Source organism: Mycobacterium sp. HM-7 (assembly GCF_053852335.1).
In genome coordinates, this window is the sequence record NZ_CM132657.1 from 3,934,665 (window position 1) to 3,953,081 (window position 18,417).

Here is an 18,417-nt window from a genome sequence, read left to right on the forward strand (position 1 = left end):
CCGAACGAAGCGGCGGGCCATCCCCGAAATCCCGGTAGGAGGGAATCGTGATGGCGGGCGACGAAGCGCGGCTGCCAGTCTTCCTCGGTGGGACGTGGCCCGGGTCACATCGACTCGCAGGTCCCGTAGAGAACGGAGTACGTCATGCCGCAGCGATCGTTCGCCGGTCCGTTGGAAGCGGTCGGAGGGTTGTTCGCCATGACGGCCGACGCGGCCAAATTCGCGTTCCGGCGGCCCGTGCAATGGCGCGAATTCCTTGACCAGTCATGGTTTGTCGCGCGCGTGTCTCTGGCACCCACGCTTCTTGTCGCGATCCCGTTCACCGTCTTGGTGTCCTTCACGCTCAACATCTTGCTCCGCGAGCTGGGCGCCGCCGATCTCTCCGGAGCGGGCGCCGCGTTCGGCGCTGTCACACAAGTCGGCCCCATGGTGACGGTGCTGATCGTGGCCGGTGCCGGCGCCACCGCGATGTGCGCGGACCTTGGATCGCGCACCATCCGGGAAGAGATCGACGCCATGGAGGTGCTCGGCATCAATCCGGTGCAGCGGTTGGTAACCCCCCGCATGCTGGCCTCCGGACTCGTGGCATTGCTTCTCAACAGCCTGGTGGTCATCATCGGCATCCTCGGCGGATACCTGTTTTCGGTGTTCGTCCAGGATGTCAACCCCGGCGCTTTCGCCGCGGGCATCACTCTGCTCACCGGTGTTCCCGAGGTCGTCATCTCGTGCGTCAAGGCGACGCTCTTCGGCCTCATCGCGGGCGTGGTGGCCTGTTACCGCGGACTCACCATCTCCGGGGGCGGCGCCAAAGCTGTCGGTAACGCCGTCAACGAGACCGTCGTGTACGCGTTCATGTCCCTGTTCGTGGTCAATGTGGTGGTCACCGCCATCGGTATCCAGATGACCACGCGATGACCCGCACCACAGCGCCGCTTCGGTCCGCGTACCCGCGGCTGACCCGCGCCGTCCACGCGCCCGCGAGGATCAGCGCCGGCGTCGGCGACCACATCCTGTTCTACGGTCGGGCAATTGCCGCCGTGCCCTACGCCGCCGCACACTACCGACGCGAAGTGATCCGGCTCATGGCTGAAATCAGTATGGGCGCAGGGACGTTGGCGATGATCGGCGGCACCGTCGTCATCGTCGGATTTCTCACCCTCGCCACGGGCGGCGTCCTGGCGATCCAGGGGTACAGCTCTCTGGGCAACATCGGCATCGAAGCCCTGACCGGATTCCTGGCCGCATTCATCAACGTCCGGATCTCGGCACCCATTGTCGCCGGGATCGGCCTGGCGGCCACCTTCGGTGCCGGCGTCACCGCCCAGTTGGGCGCGATGCGGATCAACGAAGAGATCGATGCACTCGAGTCGATGGGAATCCGATCTGTCGAATACCTCGTCAGCACACGTATCGCGGCAGGAATGCTCGCGATCACGCCGCTGTACGCCATCGCGGTGATCTTGTCCTTCGTGGCAAGCCAATTCACCACCGTGGTGCTACTGGGACAGTCCGGTGGTCTCTACAACCACTACTTCGACACCTTCCTCAATCCCATCGACCTGCTCTGGTCATTCCTGGAAGCGGTGTTGATGGCGCTGGCAATCCTGCTGTTGCACACGTACTACGGCTTCTTCGCCAGCGGAGGTCCAGCCGGGGTAGGCGTGGCAGTCGGTAACGCCGTCCGCACGTCGCTGATCGTTGTCGTATCCATCACGTTGCTCATCTCACTCGCCATCTACGGCTCCAACGGCAACTTCAATCTCTCCGGTTAAGCAGGCATCGAATGTCACGTGACTCAGTACGTTTGCTCACCGGCTTTGCTGCGATGGGCCTGGCCACCGCCCTCGTCGTCGGCGCCGTTGTGTTGTTCCGCGGTGGTGCGACAAGCACTGCATCCGTGACGGTGCTGTCGCCACGCGTGGGCCTGATCATGAATCCCGACGCCAAGGTGAAACTGCATGGCGCCCAAGTGGGCAAGGTAGCCGCCATCGACGATCTGCCAGACGGAAGCGCCGCCATCCATCTGGCGATGAATCCTGACTATTTGCAGCTGATTCCGGCGAATACCGGGGTGCAGATCGTGTCGAGCACGGTGTTCGGCGCAAAGTACGTCGACCTCGTCCCGCCGGAGGAACCAGCTGCCCAGCCGCTGCACGCGGGACAGGTGCTCGATGCCGGCCACGTCACCGTCGAGATCAACACCGTGTTCGAGCATCTGGTGGACGTGCTGTCCCAGGTCCAGCCAGAAAAGCTGAACGAAACACTCGGCGCCATGGCGCAGTCGCTGGGCGGCCGCGGCGACGAACTGGGCCAGACCATGGTCGATCTCGACGCCATGCTCACCAAGATCGATCCCAGCCTCCGGAACATGAGCCGGGAAATCGCCACGGCCCCAAAGGTACTCAACGCATACGCGGACGCCGGCCCCGATCTGATGAGCGCGGCGGGCAATGCATCCCAGCTCAGTGACACCATCGTCGAACGCCAACACGACCTCGACACAGTACTGCTGAGCGCTATCGGATTGGCAGACATCGGCAATGACGTCGTCAGCACCAACAGCAACGCGATCGTCGATGCCATGCACGTACTGGTGCCCACCACCAATCTGACAAATCAATACAACCAAGCGCTCACCTGCGCACTGAAGGGCATGGAGCCACTTGCCATGGGACCGCCCCAACCGTTGCCCGGAATCATGCTGCTGGACTCGTTCCTGCTCGGCACAGAGCGCTACCGCTACCCCGGCAATCTGCCGAAAGTCGCCGCGTCGGGCGGTCCCCAATGCATGGGCCTGCCCAACGTGGGTTTCGGGGAGCGGCCGCCGTTCGTGGTCACCGACATCAACGCCAACCCGGCACAGTACGGAAATCAAGGGATCCTGTTGAACTCCGACGCCCTCAAACAAGCCCTGTTCGGCCCGCTCGACGGACCGCCTCGCAACACTGCTCAGACAGGGCAACCCGGATGACGCGCCACAACTCGACCGCTCTGAAGTTCGGCGCCTTCGGCATCACGATGCTCCTGGTGACCGCAGCGCTGTTCGCGATCCTCGGCCAGTATCGAACAGGCTCGACAAACAGCTACTCAGCCGTGTTCACCGACGCCTCCAGCCTCAAAGTCGGTGACTCCGTACGAGTCGCGGGAATCCGGGTCGGAACGGTCGACGACATCGCGCTGCGGCCCGACAACACGGTGGTCGTAGGCTTCGACGCCGATCGCGACGTCGTACTGACCACCGGCACCAAAGTCGTTGTGCGCTACCTCGATCTGGTGGGCAATCGCTACCTGGAACTCGTGGGCAACCCTGGGTCGACGAAAATCCAGCAGGGTGGCACGCAGATTCCGGCCGACCGCACGGAACCCGCCTTGGACCTCGACCTGCTACTGGGCGGGCTGAAACCGGTCATCCAGGGACTCAACGCCCAGAACGTCAACGCGCTGACCAACTCCCTGATCCAGATTCTGCAGGGCCAGGGCGGAACCATGGAATCGCTCATGGCTCAAACGACTTCATTCACGACCGCACTGGCCGACAACGGGCAGACGGTTCAGCAGTTGGTCGACAATCTGAACTCCGTCGTAGCGACGGTCGCCAAGGACGGCGACAAATTCTCTGGCGCCGTCACGCGCCTGCAACAGCTGATCACCGGGCTGTCTCAGGAGCGTGATCCGATCGGGGAGGCAATCACCGCCCTGGACAACGGAACGGGTTCGCTGTCGCAACTCATGACCCAGGTCCGCCCACCTCTCGCCGGAACGGTGAACCAGCTCAACCGAATGGCGACATTGCTGGACAACGACAAAGACAAGGCCCGCATGGATCTCGCGCTGCAGAAAGCGCCCGCCAACTACCGGAAGCTTGTCCGTCTCGGTGCGTACGGCAGCTTCATCAACCAGTATCTGTGCGGCATGAACGTCCGTGTGACGGATCTGCAGGGCCGCACCGCGTACTTCCCGTGGATCATGCAGAACACCGGACGCTGCGGGGAGCCCTGATGCTGAAATATCGCGGATCACCACTGATGCGCACCGGGCTCATCGGTTTGGTGCTGATCATCCTCGTCATCGCCGTCGGCCTTCAGCCGCAGAAACTCTGGTCGTGGGCCACGTCCATCAGATACCACGCGGTGTTCGCCGACGCCGGCGGACTCTCCCCGGGGAACGACGTCAAGGTCTCTGGCGTGACCAAGGGCACCGTGAGCGCGGTCACCCTCAGCCACGGCAAAGCTCTCGTGACGTTCACTCTCGATGGCACAGTTGCTCTGGGCACACAGACCACCGCCCACATCAGGACCGGCACCGTCCTCGGTGCCCGGATGATGACGCTGGAACCCGCAGGGACCGGCAGCTTGCGCCCCGCGGACACCATCCCGCTCAACCGCACCGGGTCTCCGTACTCATTGACCGACGCCGTCAGCGACTTCACCAACAACACCGCCGGCACCGACACCGCGGCACTCACCCATTCGCTCGACACGCTTTCGGAAACCATCGACCGCATGGCCCCGCAGCTGGGACCGACATTCGATGGACTCACTCGCCTGTCGCGAACGCTCAACAGCCGCAACGAGTCCCTGGCCTCGCTGCTCAAGAACGCGGCCGACGTGACGGGCATTCTGGCGCAACGCAGCAACCAGGTGAACACGCTGCTGCTCGACGCCAACGCCCTGACCGGCGTGCTCGACCAACGACGCCACGCGATCGTCGATCTGCTGGCCAACACTTCTGCGCTTTCCCGGCAACTCTCTGGGCTCGTCCACGACAACGAAAAGGACCTCGCCCCGACCCTGCAGAAGGTCAACTCCGTCACCGCGATTCTGGAAAAGAACCGCGACAACATCGCCAAGGCCCTCGCCGGGCTGGCCAAATATCAAGTTACACAGGGCGAATCGGTGAACAACGGCTGGTACTACAACGCCTTCGTCGGCAACCTCATCCCCTCACAGACCATCCAACCGTTCCTCGACTACGCCTTCGGATTCCGTCGCGGCACCAACGCCGGCCAGCCCGCTGACAACGCCGGCCCGCGCGCCGAGTTCCCCTGGCCCCACAACGGTATTCCCGGAGGCCACTGATGATCACTCGCCATCGCGAACCCTTGACCCGCATCGCAGCGGCCGTACTGGTGGTCCTGGCGCTCGCCGCCGGAGTGCTTCTCGTGCGGCAGAACGTCTTCCGTCCCACCACCATCACCGCGTACTTCACGTCCGCAACAGCGATTTATCCCGGCGACGAAGTCCGCGTCGCCGGCGTCAAAGTGGGAACGATCACCAGCATCGAACCTGCCGGCAGCCAAGCCCGGCTGACGCTTGCGATCGATCACGGGGTGCCGATCCGAGCAGATGCGAAGGCCATCATCATGGCGCAGAACTTGGTGGCCGCCCGATATGTGCAGTTGGCGCCCGCGTACGAGGATGCCGGTCCGACAATGGCCGACGGTGGACAGCTGGGCGTTGACCGGACCGCGGTGCCCGTGGAATGGGACCAGGTCAAAGACCAACTCATGCGGTTGGCCACCGATTTGGGGCCGGTCAGTGGTTCCTCTGCCACGTCGCTGAGCCGTTTCATCGACAGCGCCGCAATCGCGATGGATGGCAATGGCGAGAAGCTCCACCAAGCGATCAGCCAACTTTCGGGGATCGGACGCATACTCGCGCACGGCAGCGGCAATGTCGTCGAGATCATCAAGAATCTGCAGACTTTCGTCACCGCACTGCGCGACAGCAACACCCAGATCGTCGAGTTCCAGAACCGCCTCGCGAGTGTCACGAGCGTCGTCGACGGCGCGCGGTCCGATCTCGACGCCGCGCTGACCAACCTGGCTTCGGCTGTCGGCGAGGTTCGGCGCTTCGTCGCGGGTACCCGCGATCAGACCGTCGAACAGCTGCAGCGGTTGGCGAACGTGACGCAGAACCTCGTCGACAACAAGCTCAAGCTGGAGAATGTGCTGCACGTGGCGCCCAACGCCATCGCCAACGGCTACAACATCTACAACCCTGATAGTGGTACGGCCGTCGGCGCTTTCGCAATGTCGAACTTCGCCGATCCGGTGTCGGTCGTGTGCTCGGCGATCGCGGCGGTCAAGAATGCCACCGCGGCAGAATCGTCGAAGTTGTGCGCGCAGTATCTCGGCCCGGCACTGTCTCTGATCAACTTCAATTATCTGCCGCTGCCGACGAATGTCTATCTGCGCAAGGCGCCGAGCCCGGAGAATCTGGTGTACACCGACCCCAAACTCGCTCCCGGAGGCGGCGGTCCAGGCACCGCGCCTCAACCTGAGCCCCCGGCGGTGTCGGCCTACACCGGTACCAACGACGTCACCCCTCCCGCCGGGTGGGGCGCACCGCCGGGCCCCCCGGGGGCCTACGTGCCCAACGGATTACCGGCAGATCCCGCACCCGCGTTGTTCCCCGGGGCGCCGATCCCCCAACCCTCGGCCGGCACTGTGTCCTCGCCACAGACACCCACTGTGCGGGACCTGCTCCTTCCGGCAGAAGCCGCACCGGCGGGCGCGGCACCGAACTCGGGAGGCACGCCGTGATGACCCGACGGGCCCTGACCCGCCTGGCCGCGATAGCAGCCTGTTCCCTGGTATCGGTCACCGGCTGTGCGTTCCACGGACTGAACTCGTTGCCGCTGCCCGGCACGGTGGGACGTGGCGCCGACGTCACGACTTATCATGTGGAGCTCGCCAATGTCGGCACGCTGGAGGCGAATTCGCCGGTCATGATCAGCGACGTCATCGTGGGCAGCGTGTCCAAGATGGCGGTGCGCAACATGCATGCCGACGTCGAGGTGTCGGTCAAACCTGGCACCGTCGTCCCCGCGAACGCGGTTGCCACGGTTGGGCAAACCAGCCTGCTCGGCTCCATGCACCTGGCGCTGGATCCACCACCGGGACAGGCGCCATCGGGACGACTCTCCCCAGGCACCACCCTGGAGCTGAACCGGACGTCGACATACCCATCAACGGAGCAGACGTTGTCCTCGCTATCGGTCCTCGTCAACGGCGGCGGGCTCGGCCGGATCGGCGAACTGGTCACCGAGACCAACAACGCGCTGAACGGTAGGCAAGGCCAGATCCGCGACCTGCTCACCCGACTCAACAACGTGGTCGGCATCTTCGCCGATCAGCGAGACGACATCAATGCCTCCATCACCGCGCTCACTCGGCTGGCCGGGACCATGGCAGGCCAGAGCGACGTAATCACCCAAGCCCTGCAACGAATCCCGCCCGCGCTGGATGTCCTGATCAAAGAACAGCCCCGCATCACAACAGCCATGGAGAAGTTCGGTGTGTTCAGCACTACCGCCACCAAGCTGATCAACGCCACTCAAGACGACTTGGTCACCAACCTGCGCAACCTGGAACCGACCCTCCGCGCCCTGGCCGACGTCGGGCCCAATCTGGGTACCGTCCTGGCGTTCGCGCCGACGTACCCCTACCCGCAGAACTTCATCGACCGCGGCATCCGCGGCGACTACCTCAACGAATTCATCACCTTCGATTTCACGATCCCCCGGCTCAAGCGAGGACTTCTACTGGGCACCCGCTGGGGACAGGAAGGAGCCCCGTTGGTTCCCGCTCCCGGCGACCCCTGGTACGCCAACTACACCAAGGATCCACTGGGCACGATGCTGACCGCGCCGCCGAAAGCCGTTGCAACGCTGCCGGCTCCGGCTCCCGCCGGGCCATCGAATCCGAACGGAGGCACCAACTGATGCTCACCCGTTTCGTACGCATCCAGCTCGCCCTCTTCGCGGCCGCCTCGATCATCGGCATGACAGTGATGGTCGTCGTCTACCTACAGGCGCCCACACTCCTGGGACTCGGGCGCATGACGGTCAGCCTGCAGCTGCCGGCCACCGGTGGGCTGTACCGGTTCTCCAATGTCACCTACCGCGGTGTGCAGATCGGCAAGGTGACCGACGTCCGACCCACGCGTGACGGTGCCGTCGCCACCCTGTCATTGGACCAAGCCTCCAAGATCCCCACAGACCTGCACGCTGCGGTCCTGAGCGTGTCCGCCGTCGGCGAGCAGTATGTCGACCTGCAACCCCATAGCGAAGTCGGACCGTACCTGCACGACGGCGCGGTCATCCCGGCGTCGAAAACGTCGATCCCCCAGGCCGTCGGACCAATGCTCGATCAAGCCAGCGCGCTCATCAACAGCATCCCGAAAGACAAGATCAGTCCGCTCCTCGACGAAACATTCAAGGCGTTCAACGGCTCTGGTTACGATGCCGGGTCCCTGTTGGATTCCTCATCGAAATTGATCGCCGACGCCAACAGCGTCAGCGATCAGTCTCGAGCACTCATCGACGACAGCAGGCCCTTGCTCGACGGCCAATCCCAATCCGTCGATGCCATCCGGACGTGGGCCCACAGCGTCGCGGGAATCACCCGGCAACTCGTACAGAACGACCCCCAAGTCAGGACGCTCCTCAAAGACGGGCCGGGCGCCGCGGACGAGGGCTCCCGCCTGTTCAACCAAGTAAAGCCCACTCTGCCGATGCTCTTGGCCAACCTGGCAAGCCTCGGCCAGGTGGCGGTGACCTACCACCCGTCGCTCGAACAACTGTTGGTGCTGCTGCCACCGACAGTGGCATCCACCCAGTCCTACGGCGCACCCAAGAACAACCCGACGGGCATGGCGATGGGTGATTTCACCCTGAACATCAGCGATCCGCCGGCCTGCACCGTCGGCTTCCTGCCACCGTCGTCGTGGCGCTCACCGGAAGACACCAGTGATATCGACACGCCCGACGGTTTGTACTGCAAGCTGCCGCAGGATTCGCCGATCGGTGTGCGTGGGGCACGAAACTATCCATGTATGGGGAACCCCGGAAAACGTGCTCCCACTGTTGAAATCTGCGACAGCGAGCAGCCTTTCGAGCCGCTGGCGATGCGTCAGCACGCCCTGGGTCCCTACCCGATCGACCCGAACCTGCTCGCCCAGGGGATCCCGCCGGATTCTCGGGTCGACCACGACAGCACCATCTACGGACCACTCAACGGAACGCCGAGGCCGGCAACCGGTCAGCCGCCGGCCGGCGAGCCCTCACCGGACACTCCCCCGGGTGATGCCACGCCCACGCCGGTGGCTCCGAGCGCCTTCGTCCCCGATACTTCGAAGGGACCGTCGGTCGCCATAGCCACGTATGACCCCGCCACCGGCCGCTACGCGGGTCCCGATGGAAAGGTCTACCGCCAGAAGGATCTGGCTCCGCAGAGCGGAGAGCGAACGTGGCGGGACCTGTTCACGGCTTGACGTGAATGACGTTGGGGCCGGCACATTCGCAGAATGTGCCGGCCCCCAAACAGTAGGCACCCGGGTCAGACGGCCTTGACCAGCTTGAAGGGCATGGTGATGAAGACGACCCTGCTGCTTCCGCATGAGCCACTGACGCCGGTGGTCGAGTCCTCACCCATCAGTGTCGACGACGCCGGATCTGCGGCGGCTCCATCAGCGGTGGCCGGGTAGAACCTGAACACCTGAAGTCCCGGACCCGCGCTGCCATCTGCGCACGGTTGCCAGTTGTCCACTGTCTTCTTGACGTACCACACACCGCTTTTCATGTAGATGGGCGCGGTCCATCCCCAATCGGTCGCCACGGTGCCGGTGCATTCGGTCGGGTAGCTGCACCTGGTCGTGATGGTCCACGTGCTGCGGATGCTCGCCTCGTCGTGATAGATGTCGTTGGTTTTCGCCCACTCACCGTTGGACGTCGCGACATAGGTGCCATTGAGACCCCAGCCGTTCGATGCGACGGCGACACCGCAATCCCACCCGGTCAGCAGCCCGACGGTCGCCGCCGTTGCAGCGATCGACGTTGTTGATATCTGCATGACCCGCTCCTTTTACATGAGCCCGTTTTGACGCGCGCTGGTGGACACCGGCGGCGCGAGTCCGACCACTTCGGTTTATCGAAAGATGCTGCCGCACAATCGGAACAGCTACCACTGTCCAACTTTCCCCGTTCGACGACAGGCAAAATCCCGCCAGGCGGTCATCGACCCCTGGGCGGGTCGGCGGTGTGTCACCGTTGAGTTCGGATCTTCGATCGATGATCGGCCACCGCGAGGAGGACATCTGCGATGCATCGAGCACCATGCCGGGCAGCGGCAGGCGCCGTATTGGCGATCTCCTTCGGTACAGCTACCGCTCCGTCCGCATCCGCAGACAACGACTCGGCGCCGCATCACGTGACGTACACCGTCACCGCCGATCTATCCACCGATGCAGGCATCTACTTCCGCGACGCCCAACCGCCCACTTGGGCCGAATACAGCCACAACCCTTATGAATTCAGCCCGAGAGACGACATCCATCTCGAACCGGGAAGACCGTGGGTTCACGAAGCCACCCTTGACGACCCCGACCGGTGGGCGATGGTCACCGTCACCACGGCGGGCCGGCCGTCACAACTCGGCCAGACGCTGCGCTGCACACTCACCGTCGATGGCCGGGTCGTCAGCCGCTCTGCGGGCCCCAGCGGTGCTCTGTGCTCACTGCGAAATTGGTGACTCATCGAGCAGCCACAGCCGTCAACCGCTGGGCGGGAATCCTGCACCATTCGAATCTCGGCGAGATTAGCGTCGAAAAAGATCATCGTCCGAACGGGAATGGCGCCAATGAGCAGCAGCACGCAAGACCAGCAGAAACCGGAGGTGGATCATGCGGTTACTCAGCCGCTCTGATGCCGCGACACAGGTGAACGCACCAGACACGGCTGAGGATGCCGACCGGGCGCGGGCTTTCGACCCGGCGCTGATCAACGAGGCGGAGGCCGAAGCGCTCGCCGCTGAGGAACTGGCCGCAGCAGCGCGCGCCCGAGTCGACGGGCTTCGCGCGCAGACAGCCGATCTAGCTGTCGCCGAAACCGGCGTCGCCCAAGAGCCTTCGTCGAAGCGAGGGCGGCTCCGTCGCCCAAAGTTGACCACGACGCTGGCCGCCGCCACCGCTGTCCTCGCAAGCGCCGCACTGCTTGCGGCGATCGGCTACATGCTCCACTATCACCGCCAGTTCGACAGCGAGCTGCAACGGAAAGCAGAGTACGCGGCCTCCGCATCGCAGGCTGTCGTCACACTGATGTCGATCGACGGCACCAAAGCAGAGGACAACGTCAAGCAGATCATCGCCAACTCCGCCGGACAATTCCGTGACGATTTCCAAGCCGATGCAAAGGATTTCGCCCAGGTCGCGCGCGAGTCCAAAGCGGCAACAAAGGCCACGGTCCGCAGCGCGGCCGTGGAATCGATGACGCCGGATTCTGCTGTGGTGCTGGTAACCGCCGCGACGACGGTGAGCAATACCGCGGGGACCAACCAACAGCCACGCAACTGGCGCTTGAGCGTCACCATGATCAGAGACGGAGCGCAGCTCAAGATGTCGAAAGTCGAGTTCGTGCCATGACCGCAGACACCGCAGCGCCCCCCAATCACGACGCCATCTCCGGGGACGTCGACAGTGATCAGCCCGGCGACGCGTGCTCGGTCGCTGACGAGGAACAGGCCGACGCATCGGAGCAAACCACGTCAAACCCCGTCCGCTCGACGCGACTGACCCGGCGGCTTACGGGCCGGTGGCGGCCCATCGCCGCCACGAGCCTCGTGCTGGCGTGCGCCGGCACCGCAGGCGCGATGTACTTCACCACATATCGCAGCGACCGCGCCAGCGCCGAGGCCGCAACCCAGGTTGCCAAAGCCGCGTCCGAAGGCGCCGTGGCGTTACTGTCCTATGCGCCTGCAACTTTGGATCACGACCTGGCTGCCGCGCGCTCGCATCTCACCGGCGGCTTCCTGACGTACTACAGCCAGTTCGCCGACCAGTTCGTCGCGCCTGCTGCCAAACAGAAAGACATTCACGCCGTCGCATCGGTCATCCGTGCCGCCACAATCGAGGCACATGCAGACAACGCACACGTGCTGATCTTCCTGAACCAAACCACCACCAGTCGCGAGAGCCCTGAGCCGACGCAGTCGGCCAGCAGCGTGAACGTCGGGCTCACCAAAATCGCTGGGGCGTGGCGGATTTCGTCATTTGACCCGCTCTAGTCGGCATCAGCAAGCGGAATAGCCGTTCAGAACGCACAGGCCCGGGCGCACCCATCAGGAGTGCGCCCGGTTCTGTGCGCTGACGTCGCTACTGATGAAGCAACTCGGCCAGCGCGCGGCTTGCCTGCCGGCGGGCGGCATGCGCGATATCGAACATGGGCATCGTCATGAAGCCATGTATGCCGCCGGCGAAGAACAATTGCTGAACGGTCGCACCCGCATCCCGCAACGCATCGGCATACGCCAGGCCCTCGTCTTTGAGTGGGTCACAACCGGCGACCACCATGACCGCCGGAGGCAAACCTTCGAGACGACCTGACAACGGCGACGCATACGGATTGCTGCGATCACTCGGCCCCGGAACGTATTGATCCCAATACCATTGCAGCGCTTCGCGCGGGTTGTAGTAGCCCGCCCCGAATCGATGGTAGGACTCGGTGTCGAATTTGGCGGCGATCACCGGGTACAGCAGCATCTGCGCGGCAATGGGCAGCTCGCCACGATCACGCGCCATCAATGCGGCCACGGCAGCCAGATTCCCACCCGCGCTGTCGCCCCCGATCGCAACTCGTTGCGCATCGGCACCGAAGTCACCCGCGTGTTCGGACACCCAGCGGGTCACCGCATACACATCCTCCGCAGCCGTGGGCCACCGGTGCTCCGGAGCCAGTCGGTATGCGACCGAAACAACGACCGCTGGAATGAGATTCGCCAGATTGCGGCACAGTCCGTCGTGGCTGTCCAGATCGCAGAAGACGAATCCCCCACCGTGCGCATACACCAGAACCGGCAGCAGTCCCGGCGCTTCCGGCCGGTATATCCGGATGTCCACGAGGCCGCCTTCGACGGACACCCGAGCGTCTCGGACGATGGCTACCGGCTCGGGATCCGGATTCGGCACGAATCGTGCTCGAATCGCGGCCCTGGCCTGCGCACCGGTCATCGTGGACACTTTGGGAAATCCGGTGTCGAGCGCCTCGATCAGGCTGGCCACTTGCGGGTCGAGGCTCATGCGGGCCGTATCGCCGAAGTGCGGAGCTGCACATTTTGCGCCGCAATACCGCCGCGCAGGGGGCGCAGGAGCGTAGGCCTCGCATGTTCCCGGACGCTTTCGGCATTGCGCCAGATGGCCGTCGCAGTCATCCGCACCGGCGTGACCAACCTCCGGTCGAACGTCATCCGCGTCATCGGACCGCACACCGATACCGCGGCGACGGCTTCGCCGACGGGCCCGATCGGTGCCGCGACGCAACCGAATCCACGAAGCGACTCTTCCCGCTCGGTGGCTACACCGTGGGCCCGGACTCGGTCCAGTTCACCGGCGAGCTGAGCACGCGTGGCCACTGAGTACCGCGTTCGCCGATTCGCAAGGTCAACGAGAGCAGAGTTGTGATAGGCCAGGATCGCCTTGCCGACGGCAGTACATTGCGCCGGTTGACGCCCGCCTACGCGCGTCGGGATCGCGGCCCCCACCTCGTCGCCGATCTTCTCCAGGTATACGACATCAGCGCCGTCGAGGATCGCGAGGTGCACCACAAGTCCGGTGACCCGGTGGAGGTCGCGCAAGAGCGGGATGGCAGCTTGGTGGATTCGATCCTGTTGAAGCGCAAGGTTTCCCAACTCGACCAGGCGCACGCCAAGCTCGTAATCGAACCCGTCGCGGCTCAGCCAGCGCAAGTTCACCAGGCGCTCGAGCATACGGTGCGCAGACGAACGCGGCAGCCCCGTACGACGAACGATCTGTGCCAAGGTGAGACTGCCCGACCCATCGAACGCTTCCAGTACCAGGGAAACCCGATCGATTACGTTACTCGGCGTCTCGGCGGCCACATCGGCGGTCAGCGTCATCGAAACCCTCCAGGCTCGTCACAGACGATAGTCATAATAGGAATAGTGCTTTTTTTACCATATGCTGTGGTCGCTGTCACATACGCTCTGCGGTCCGCTACCTCGCCGCCGCGGCAGGTTCCGCTCACCGGTCGGCCACGTATCGCCGGGTTCCCTGCACTCGGTAGAGCTGAATCCGACAATCATCAACGACCTCGGGAGCCCAATGCGCAAGCAACTGCTGCTGGCCATCGCCGTCGGCGCACTCACCTTTGACCCGGCGCCCGTGGCGGCCGCTGACGCTCCCGCCTCGTGCGAGGATGCCTACTGCACACCCGGTATCTCCGCCGGAGTCGTGCTGGGGGCCCCGTGCGACGACACCTCTCACTTCGTCTTCGGCACCACCTCATGGGGACGGCTCGTATTCTGCGGTTCTCCGCGGCGATATGAACCGCGCTATTTTCGTTCGCCGCCGATGCGGGGCATCAAGATCGAGGGCTCACGCTGCCCTCAATTCGTGAACGACGTAGCCCAAAGTCCCGACGGGGTGTTTCTGAGCTGCGTGGCCGTCGACGGCACCACCAGCTGGGTATCCGGTGACCAGTGACGGTCAACTACAGCTGAATGAGGTCGAACGGGTAGATCGAAGTCCCGGCGGGCGAGCCGTCGCAGCCGGTGGCGAACGATGACGACAGCGTCCCGGACATCGTGTTCACATCCCACGAGTAGGTGTCCCGGGTCGGAATCACCGGGCCGTAATAGATGTCCCCACAACGTAATCCATCCGGAACATCAACGGTGAGCGTGAAACGTCCGCCGTACATCTGCGCGTCGCCCTGGTAGGCAAATGCCTTTGCCACCGGTTGCGGAATCGCCTGGACATGGACACAATCGCCCCGGCAACTCGACAGTGCCCACAGCCAGGTGTGAAAGTCCGGCCGGCCAGACATTCTCAGTTCGAAGTTCCCGTGGCGGATATCCGCTTGCGCCAGCGGCATCGACACCAATGTGGTGGCGAGCAACGCAATGGCCGAGACGATTGATTTCATACCCACCCTCGCCGCCGTACCTGCCGGTTCGCCTGCCACCGCGAGCGCGACAACACCGCCCGAAGTAGCTGTGATCCGTTCACCAGCAAGAAGTTACGAGGCGCCGGCCCAAGGATGTGACGAATATCCGCTGAGCGGGCATTCCCGGCACCCATCCCTCGAGGCCGTGCAGACAGCGCTCGAGCCGGCCGGACGCTCACCGGCCCGGACACCCGCTCCGAAGCGACTACCGACCGCAAAACCATGGTGTGACAGCGCACACATCGTATGGTAACAATAGTCATAGTCCTTTTTTGACTATTGACCTTTGGGAGCGTCTCATGACAACGACAGTCGTGAACCACGGCGACACGCCGATCGCCGCCATTGATCGGATGTCGCTGGTGCTGGATGCCTTTGACGGCAAGACACCGCTGACGATGGTGCAGATCGTGCACCGCACCGGTCTTCCGCGCTCATCTGTGCACCGCATGCTCGAGCGACTCGTGCACCTGCGCTGGCTTCGGCGGGAAGGTTTCGACTACGAGCTGGGGACCCGCTTGGTCGAGCTGGGGTCGCTGGCCCTGCATCAGGGCCGCATTCATCAGGCCGCACTTCCTCTGCTGCGCAGTCTGCAGCGGGCCACAGGGTTGGTGGTACATCTGGCTGTCATCGACGGCTCCGACGTCATCTGTCTCGAGAGAATGGGCGATCAAATGTCCGACCTCGTCCATACCTCGGTCGGCAATCGGGTACCTGCGCACTGTACCGCGCTGGGGAAGGCGATTCTTGCCGAAAGCGACTGCACAGAAATCGATTTCAGTGCACGCCAAACTCGCTTTTCGATCACCGGCGCCCAGCAGTTGGCCGCCGAACTGACCAAGACCCGCGAACGTGGTGTGGCATTCGACCGGGAGGAATCACTGCTGGGGATCGGCTGTGTGGCGGCGGCCATCGGACTGCCGGGTCAGCCGCTCGCGGCCGTATCTGTGTGCGGCCCGATCGACCGGATCACGCTCGATCAGCGACTCGCCGCGCCGGTGCGGATCACCGCGTCTCGCATCTGGCGGAACATCGAATTCGGGCCGCATCAGGCCAGCTCGAAAGCGGTGGTCACCCACCGCACACTGCGCCGAGTTGGACCGCCGAGCTCCTGGCCGCGAGGGTAGGTGCGGTCCACGCGGCCCGTCAATTCGCGGCTGGTCGCCGGTCGTCAGCGAGCTTGAGGGCACTTCCGTAGCGTTGCTCCGGATCCAGGACGCAGTGGGTCCGCCCGAACACCGTCACCATGCACTTGTTGTTGTGGGTGCACCGGCTGTGTGAATCCGGCTCCGCGATCATGGTGTTCACGCGGTCCGGTTCCCGAAGCAGCGCTCGCCCCATGGCGAAGAAGTCAAACCCTTCTCGCATACCCGTCTCGATGTGTTCGCGGCTCGTAATGCCGCCCAACAGAACGAGTTTGGTGTTCTTCATGAGCGGGACGAATTGGCGGGCGGCGTCCAGCATGTACAAGTCCCGGTAGGGGTACATTCCCATCGCCTGCTTGCCGAACAGCCGGATCGCGGGACGCAGGGCCGCCGGCATCACTTTCGAAAATTCCTTGGCCGGCACATCGCCGCGGAACAGATACATCGGCTTGTACACCGAGGAACCCTGGGTCAGCTCGATGGCGTCGAGGGTGGCGTCGGCATCGAGGAGTTGTGCCGTGCGCAGCGCCTCGTCGATCCAGATGCTGCCGGGCAGACCGTCATCCATGTCGAGCTTGGCAATGACCGCGACCTGCCCGCCGACAACCTGCCGTACGTGTTGAGCGATCTCGCGAACCAGGCGAGACCGATTATCGATCGACCCACCGTAGCCATCTCTGCGGCGGTTGATGAGCGGACTCAGAAATGAGCTGGGCAGGTACAGGTGCCCGAAGTGAAGTTCGACCGCGTCGAATCCGGCCTCCACCGCGATTCGCGCGGCCATCCCGAATTGCTTGATGACTGCGCCGATTTCCTCGACACTGATGGCACGGCAGTAGGCGAAAGACGTCGGGTTGACGAATCTGCTCGGCGCCACCGCGGTGACACCGGTGAGCTTCTTGGGTGCCACCACTCCAGCGTGACCGAGCTGCGCTGAAATGGCCGCTCCGGCAGCATGCACGGCATCGGTCAACCGGCGCAGGCCCGGCAACGTGGCCGCGCTCATGACGATCTGTCCGGGTGCGCTGGCAGCTTCCGGAGCGACGCAACAGTAGGCGACGGTCGTCATACCCACGCCTCCGTCGGCGAAGGCACGGTGAAAGTCGATCAGGTCCTCGGTGACCGCGCCGTCGGGTGAGCGCCCCTCTGAGGTCGCCGCTTTGATGATTCGGTTCCGGAGTACCACCGGCCCCAGCTGCGCAGGTTCAAAAAGATTGTCGCCCATGGGATCACCATTGCCGACCACCACCGGTGAGCAAAGATCCGTTCCCGGTAACCGGGAACGGACCAACCGTGGACCGCCACCGGCGCATAGCCTCGACTCATGGACGAAGTGTTCGTCATCGACCGGGTCGTCACCGCGCCCGGATGTGCCCAGAAGTTCATCGACGCCTACCTCGCCGGCTACGCACCCGGCGCCATCGAACGCGGTATGACCATGTGGGACATCCTGGTCAGTCCACCGATCTGGTTCGACGACCGAACCAACGTCGTCACCATCACCTGGTCCCTGCCCAGCCCACAGGCGTGGTGGCAGATGACGTGGCAGGGCCGCGGGGATCCAGCACTGGCGCAGTGGTGGGACAGCATCGGCGGCCTCATCGTCGAACGCAACCGGAGTGTCGCCGCATCTCCTGAGAACGTCTCCCCCGCAGGTGATGTCGTGGAGCTCGAACCACAGCGACCCGAGGAGCGCACGACTGTTGGTGTGACCCGGTTGATCGACGTCGACGAATCCGACCGCGCACGCATCCTGGAGAACCTGCGCGCGGCAGCCCGCGACAGCGGCGCGTCTGCGTACGTGGTGGAACCGACGCTGCCGGGGTCACGCAATGGTGGCGACATCCTGGTCCATCTGCGTTTCGCAGACCAGACCTCGTGGCAACAAGCCAATTTCGACAGCACCCTGGCCGATCCCGCGATCACCCACGTCAACGGCGCGACCTACCGCGGCGCACCGACACGCACCGGCCGTGGCACCGTCTACCGCGCGCTACTGCTGCGCGTCGATCCCGACGTCGACGACAACACCGTTGCCGACTTCGAACGCGAATTGGCTTCGATGCCCCGGTATGTGTCGACCATCGCCGCGTGGCAGCTCAGTCGCGTCGACACCGCCATCGGTACCAGCCCGTGGACGCACGTGTTCGAGCAGGAATTCACCGACGTCGACGGTCTGATGGGGCCCTACTTGATGCACCCTATCCATTGGGCGGTCGTCGATCGCTGGTTCGACCCGGAAACCACCGACGTGATCATCCGAGATCGCTTGTGCCACAGCTTCTGTGAGCTGACCACGCCGGTGCTGCGCTGA

At 63.9% G+C, this 18,417-nt stretch carries 19 protein-coding genes; 14 read left to right on the forward strand and 5 right to left on the reverse strand.

The genetic code is table 11. The features are described 5' to 3' along the window. The first annotated feature begins 144 nt into the window (after window positions 1-144). The 8 genes from ACWW1C_RS19015 to ACWW1C_RS19050 are packed head-to-tail and all read left to right on the forward strand — an operon-like array spanning window position 145 to window position 9,275. Window positions 145-915, forward strand: a complete 771-nt coding sequence (locus ACWW1C_RS19015) for an MlaE family ABC transporter permease (protein ID WP_455979833.1) — start codon at window positions 145-147, stop codon at window positions 913-915. After that, window positions 912-1,772, forward strand: coding sequence for an ABC transporter permease (locus tag ACWW1C_RS19020; protein ID WP_455979834.1), 861 nt, complete (start codon window positions 912-914; stop codon window positions 1,770-1,772). Before ACWW1C_RS19015 ends, ACWW1C_RS19020 begins: the two co-directional genes overlap by 4 nt. 11 nt (window positions 1,773-1,783) lie before the next feature. Beyond that, window positions 1,784-2,971 carry an MCE family protein gene (locus tag ACWW1C_RS19025; RefSeq protein WP_455979835.1) on the forward strand — a complete coding sequence of 396 codons (1,188 nt, stop codon included), beginning with the start codon at window positions 1,784-1,786 and terminating at the stop codon, window positions 2,969-2,971. Then, window positions 2,968-3,999: an MCE family protein gene (locus ACWW1C_RS19030; RefSeq protein ID WP_455979836.1), complete on the forward strand. Its 1,032-nt coding sequence runs from the start codon at window positions 2,968-2,970 to the stop codon at window positions 3,997-3,999. Before ACWW1C_RS19025 ends, ACWW1C_RS19030 begins: the two co-directional genes overlap by 4 nt. Next, a complete protein-coding gene (locus tag ACWW1C_RS19035) occupies window positions 3,999-5,078 on the forward strand; it encodes an MCE family protein (RefSeq protein WP_455979837.1) in 1,080 nt (359 codons plus the stop codon). Before ACWW1C_RS19030 ends, ACWW1C_RS19035 begins: the two co-directional genes overlap by 1 nt. Then, window positions 5,078-6,544: an MCE family protein gene (locus tag ACWW1C_RS19040; protein ID WP_455979838.1), complete on the forward strand. Its 1,467-nt coding sequence runs from the start codon at window positions 5,078-5,080 to the stop codon at window positions 6,542-6,544. The genes ACWW1C_RS19035 and ACWW1C_RS19040 overlap by 1 nt, the downstream gene beginning before the upstream one ends. After that, window positions 6,544-7,725, forward strand: coding sequence for an MCE family protein (locus ACWW1C_RS19045; RefSeq protein WP_455979839.1), 1,182 nt, complete (start codon window positions 6,544-6,546; stop codon window positions 7,723-7,725). The genes ACWW1C_RS19040 and ACWW1C_RS19045 overlap by 1 nt, the downstream gene beginning before the upstream one ends. Further along, window positions 7,725-9,275, forward strand: a complete 1,551-nt coding sequence (locus tag ACWW1C_RS19050) for an MCE family protein (protein WP_455979840.1) — start codon at window positions 7,725-7,727, stop codon at window positions 9,273-9,275. The genes ACWW1C_RS19045 and ACWW1C_RS19050 overlap by 1 nt, the downstream gene beginning before the upstream one ends. 65 nt (window positions 9,276-9,340) lie before the next feature. Here the strand turns inward: ACWW1C_RS19050 and ACWW1C_RS19055 are convergent, their stop codons facing one another. Then, window positions 9,341-9,853: an Rv2253/PknI dimerization domain-containing protein gene (locus tag ACWW1C_RS19055; RefSeq protein ID WP_455979841.1), complete on the reverse strand. Its 513-nt coding sequence runs from the start codon at window positions 9,851-9,853 to the stop codon at window positions 9,341-9,343. Window positions 9,854-10,102: 249 nt separating this feature from the next. Here ACWW1C_RS19055 and ACWW1C_RS19060 point away from each other — a divergent pair, with 249 nt between their 5' ends. The 3 genes from ACWW1C_RS19060 to ACWW1C_RS19070 all read left to right on the forward strand — a co-directional run bounded on the left by ACWW1C_RS19060 (window position 10,103) and on the right by ACWW1C_RS19070 (window position 12,061). Beyond that, window positions 10,103-10,531 carry a hypothetical protein gene (locus ACWW1C_RS19060; protein WP_455979842.1) on the forward strand — a complete coding sequence of 143 codons (429 nt, stop codon included), beginning with the start codon at window positions 10,103-10,105 and terminating at the stop codon, window positions 10,529-10,531. Between the two features lie 409 nt (window positions 10,532-10,940). Next, complete coding sequence (locus ACWW1C_RS19065; RefSeq protein WP_455979843.1) at window positions 10,941-11,420, forward strand: hypothetical protein; 480 nt, start codon at window positions 10,941-10,943, stop codon at window positions 11,418-11,420. After that, on the forward strand, window positions 11,417-12,061 hold the full coding sequence (locus ACWW1C_RS19070; protein ID WP_455979844.1) for a twin-arginine translocation pathway signal: 645 nt from the start codon (window positions 11,417-11,419) through the stop codon (window positions 12,059-12,061). The genes ACWW1C_RS19065 and ACWW1C_RS19070 overlap by 4 nt, the downstream gene beginning before the upstream one ends. Before the next feature lie 88 nt (window positions 12,062-12,149). Here the strand turns inward: ACWW1C_RS19070 and ACWW1C_RS19075 are convergent, their stop codons facing one another. Both ACWW1C_RS19075 and ACWW1C_RS19080 read right to left on the reverse strand, forming a co-directional pair. After that, the gene (locus ACWW1C_RS19075) at window positions 12,150-13,073 is read right to left on the reverse strand and encodes an alpha/beta hydrolase (RefSeq protein WP_455979845.1); all 924 of its coding nucleotides are present in this window, start codon (window positions 13,071-13,073) and stop codon (window positions 12,150-12,152) included. Then, the gene (locus tag ACWW1C_RS19080; RefSeq protein WP_455979846.1) at window positions 13,070-13,909 is read right to left on the reverse strand and encodes an IclR family transcriptional regulator; all 840 of its coding nucleotides are present in this window, start codon (window positions 13,907-13,909) and stop codon (window positions 13,070-13,072) included. Before ACWW1C_RS19080 ends, ACWW1C_RS19075 begins: the two co-directional genes overlap by 4 nt. A gap of 205 nt (window positions 13,910-14,114) precedes the next feature. On the opposite strand from ACWW1C_RS19080, the gene ACWW1C_RS19085 reads away from it, so the two are divergent. Continuing rightward, on the forward strand, window positions 14,115-14,495 hold the full coding sequence (locus tag ACWW1C_RS19085; protein ID WP_455979847.1) for a hypothetical protein: 381 nt from the start codon (window positions 14,115-14,117) through the stop codon (window positions 14,493-14,495). Between the two features lie 7 nt (window positions 14,496-14,502). On the opposite strand, the gene ACWW1C_RS19090 is transcribed toward ACWW1C_RS19085, so the two are convergent. Next, window positions 14,503-14,937: a hypothetical protein gene (locus ACWW1C_RS19090; RefSeq protein ID WP_455984355.1), complete on the reverse strand. Its 435-nt coding sequence runs from the start codon at window positions 14,935-14,937 to the stop codon at window positions 14,503-14,505. A 320-nt stretch (window positions 14,938-15,257) separates the two neighbouring features. Here ACWW1C_RS19090 and ACWW1C_RS19095 point away from each other — a divergent pair, with 320 nt between their 5' ends. After that, window positions 15,258-16,085: an IclR family transcriptional regulator gene (locus tag ACWW1C_RS19095; RefSeq protein ID WP_455984356.1), complete on the forward strand. Its 828-nt coding sequence runs from the start codon at window positions 15,258-15,260 to the stop codon at window positions 16,083-16,085. Window positions 16,086-16,104: 19 nt separating this feature from the next. On the opposite strand, the gene ACWW1C_RS19100 is transcribed toward ACWW1C_RS19095, so the two are convergent. Beyond that, a complete protein-coding gene (locus tag ACWW1C_RS19100; RefSeq protein ID WP_455979848.1) occupies window positions 16,105-17,328 on the reverse strand; it encodes an NADH:flavin oxidoreductase in 1,224 nt (407 codons plus the stop codon). 483 nt (window positions 17,329-17,811) lie between these two features. Between ACWW1C_RS19100 and ACWW1C_RS19105 the strand changes: the two genes are divergently transcribed. Further along, complete coding sequence (locus ACWW1C_RS19105) at window positions 17,812-18,417, forward strand: Dabb family protein (protein ID WP_455984357.1); 606 nt, start codon at window positions 17,812-17,814, stop codon at window positions 18,415-18,417.

Coding starts and splice junctions, on each gene's coding strand:
- ACWW1C_RS19015 (WP_455979833.1), top strand. CDS start 145: ATGCCGCAGCGATCGTTCGCCGGTCCGTTGGAAGCGGTCGGAGGGTTG.
- ACWW1C_RS19020 (WP_455979834.1), top strand. CDS start 912: ATGACCCGCACCACAGCGCCGCTTCGGTCCGCGTACCCGCGGCTGACC.
- ACWW1C_RS19025 (WP_455979835.1), top strand. CDS start 1,784: ATGTCACGTGACTCAGTACGTTTGCTCACCGGCTTTGCTGCGATGGGC.
- ACWW1C_RS19030 (WP_455979836.1), top strand. CDS start 2,968: ATGACGCGCCACAACTCGACCGCTCTGAAGTTCGGCGCCTTCGGCATC.
- ACWW1C_RS19035 (WP_455979837.1), top strand. CDS start 3,999: ATGCTGAAATATCGCGGATCACCACTGATGCGCACCGGGCTCATCGGT.
- ACWW1C_RS19040 (WP_455979838.1), top strand. CDS start 5,078: ATGATCACTCGCCATCGCGAACCCTTGACCCGCATCGCAGCGGCCGTA.
- ACWW1C_RS19045 (WP_455979839.1), top strand. CDS start 6,544: ATGACCCGACGGGCCCTGACCCGCCTGGCCGCGATAGCAGCCTGTTCC.
- ACWW1C_RS19050 (WP_455979840.1), top strand. CDS start 7,725: ATGCTCACCCGTTTCGTACGCATCCAGCTCGCCCTCTTCGCGGCCGCC.
- ACWW1C_RS19055 (WP_455979841.1), bottom strand. CDS start 9,853: ATGCAGATATCAACAACGTCGATCGCTGCAACGGCGGCGACCGTCGGG.
- ACWW1C_RS19060 (WP_455979842.1), top strand. CDS start 10,103: ATGCATCGAGCACCATGCCGGGCAGCGGCAGGCGCCGTATTGGCGATC.
- ACWW1C_RS19070 (WP_455979844.1), top strand. CDS start 11,417: ATGACCGCAGACACCGCAGCGCCCCCCAATCACGACGCCATCTCCGGG.
- ACWW1C_RS19075 (WP_455979845.1), bottom strand. CDS start 13,073: ATGAGCCTCGACCCGCAAGTGGCCAGCCTGATCGAGGCGCTCGACACC.
- ACWW1C_RS19080 (WP_455979846.1), bottom strand. CDS start 13,909: ATGACGCTGACCGCCGATGTGGCCGCCGAGACGCCGAGTAACGTAATC.
- ACWW1C_RS19085 (WP_455979847.1), top strand. CDS start 14,115: ATGCGCAAGCAACTGCTGCTGGCCATCGCCGTCGGCGCACTCACCTTT.
- ACWW1C_RS19090 (WP_455984355.1), bottom strand. CDS start 14,937: ATGAAATCAATCGTCTCGGCCATTGCGTTGCTCGCCACCACATTGGTG.
- ACWW1C_RS19095 (WP_455984356.1), top strand. CDS start 15,258: ATGACAACGACAGTCGTGAACCACGGCGACACGCCGATCGCCGCCATT.
- ACWW1C_RS19100 (WP_455979848.1), bottom strand. CDS start 17,328: ATGGGCGACAATCTTTTTGAACCTGCGCAGCTGGGGCCGGTGGTACTC.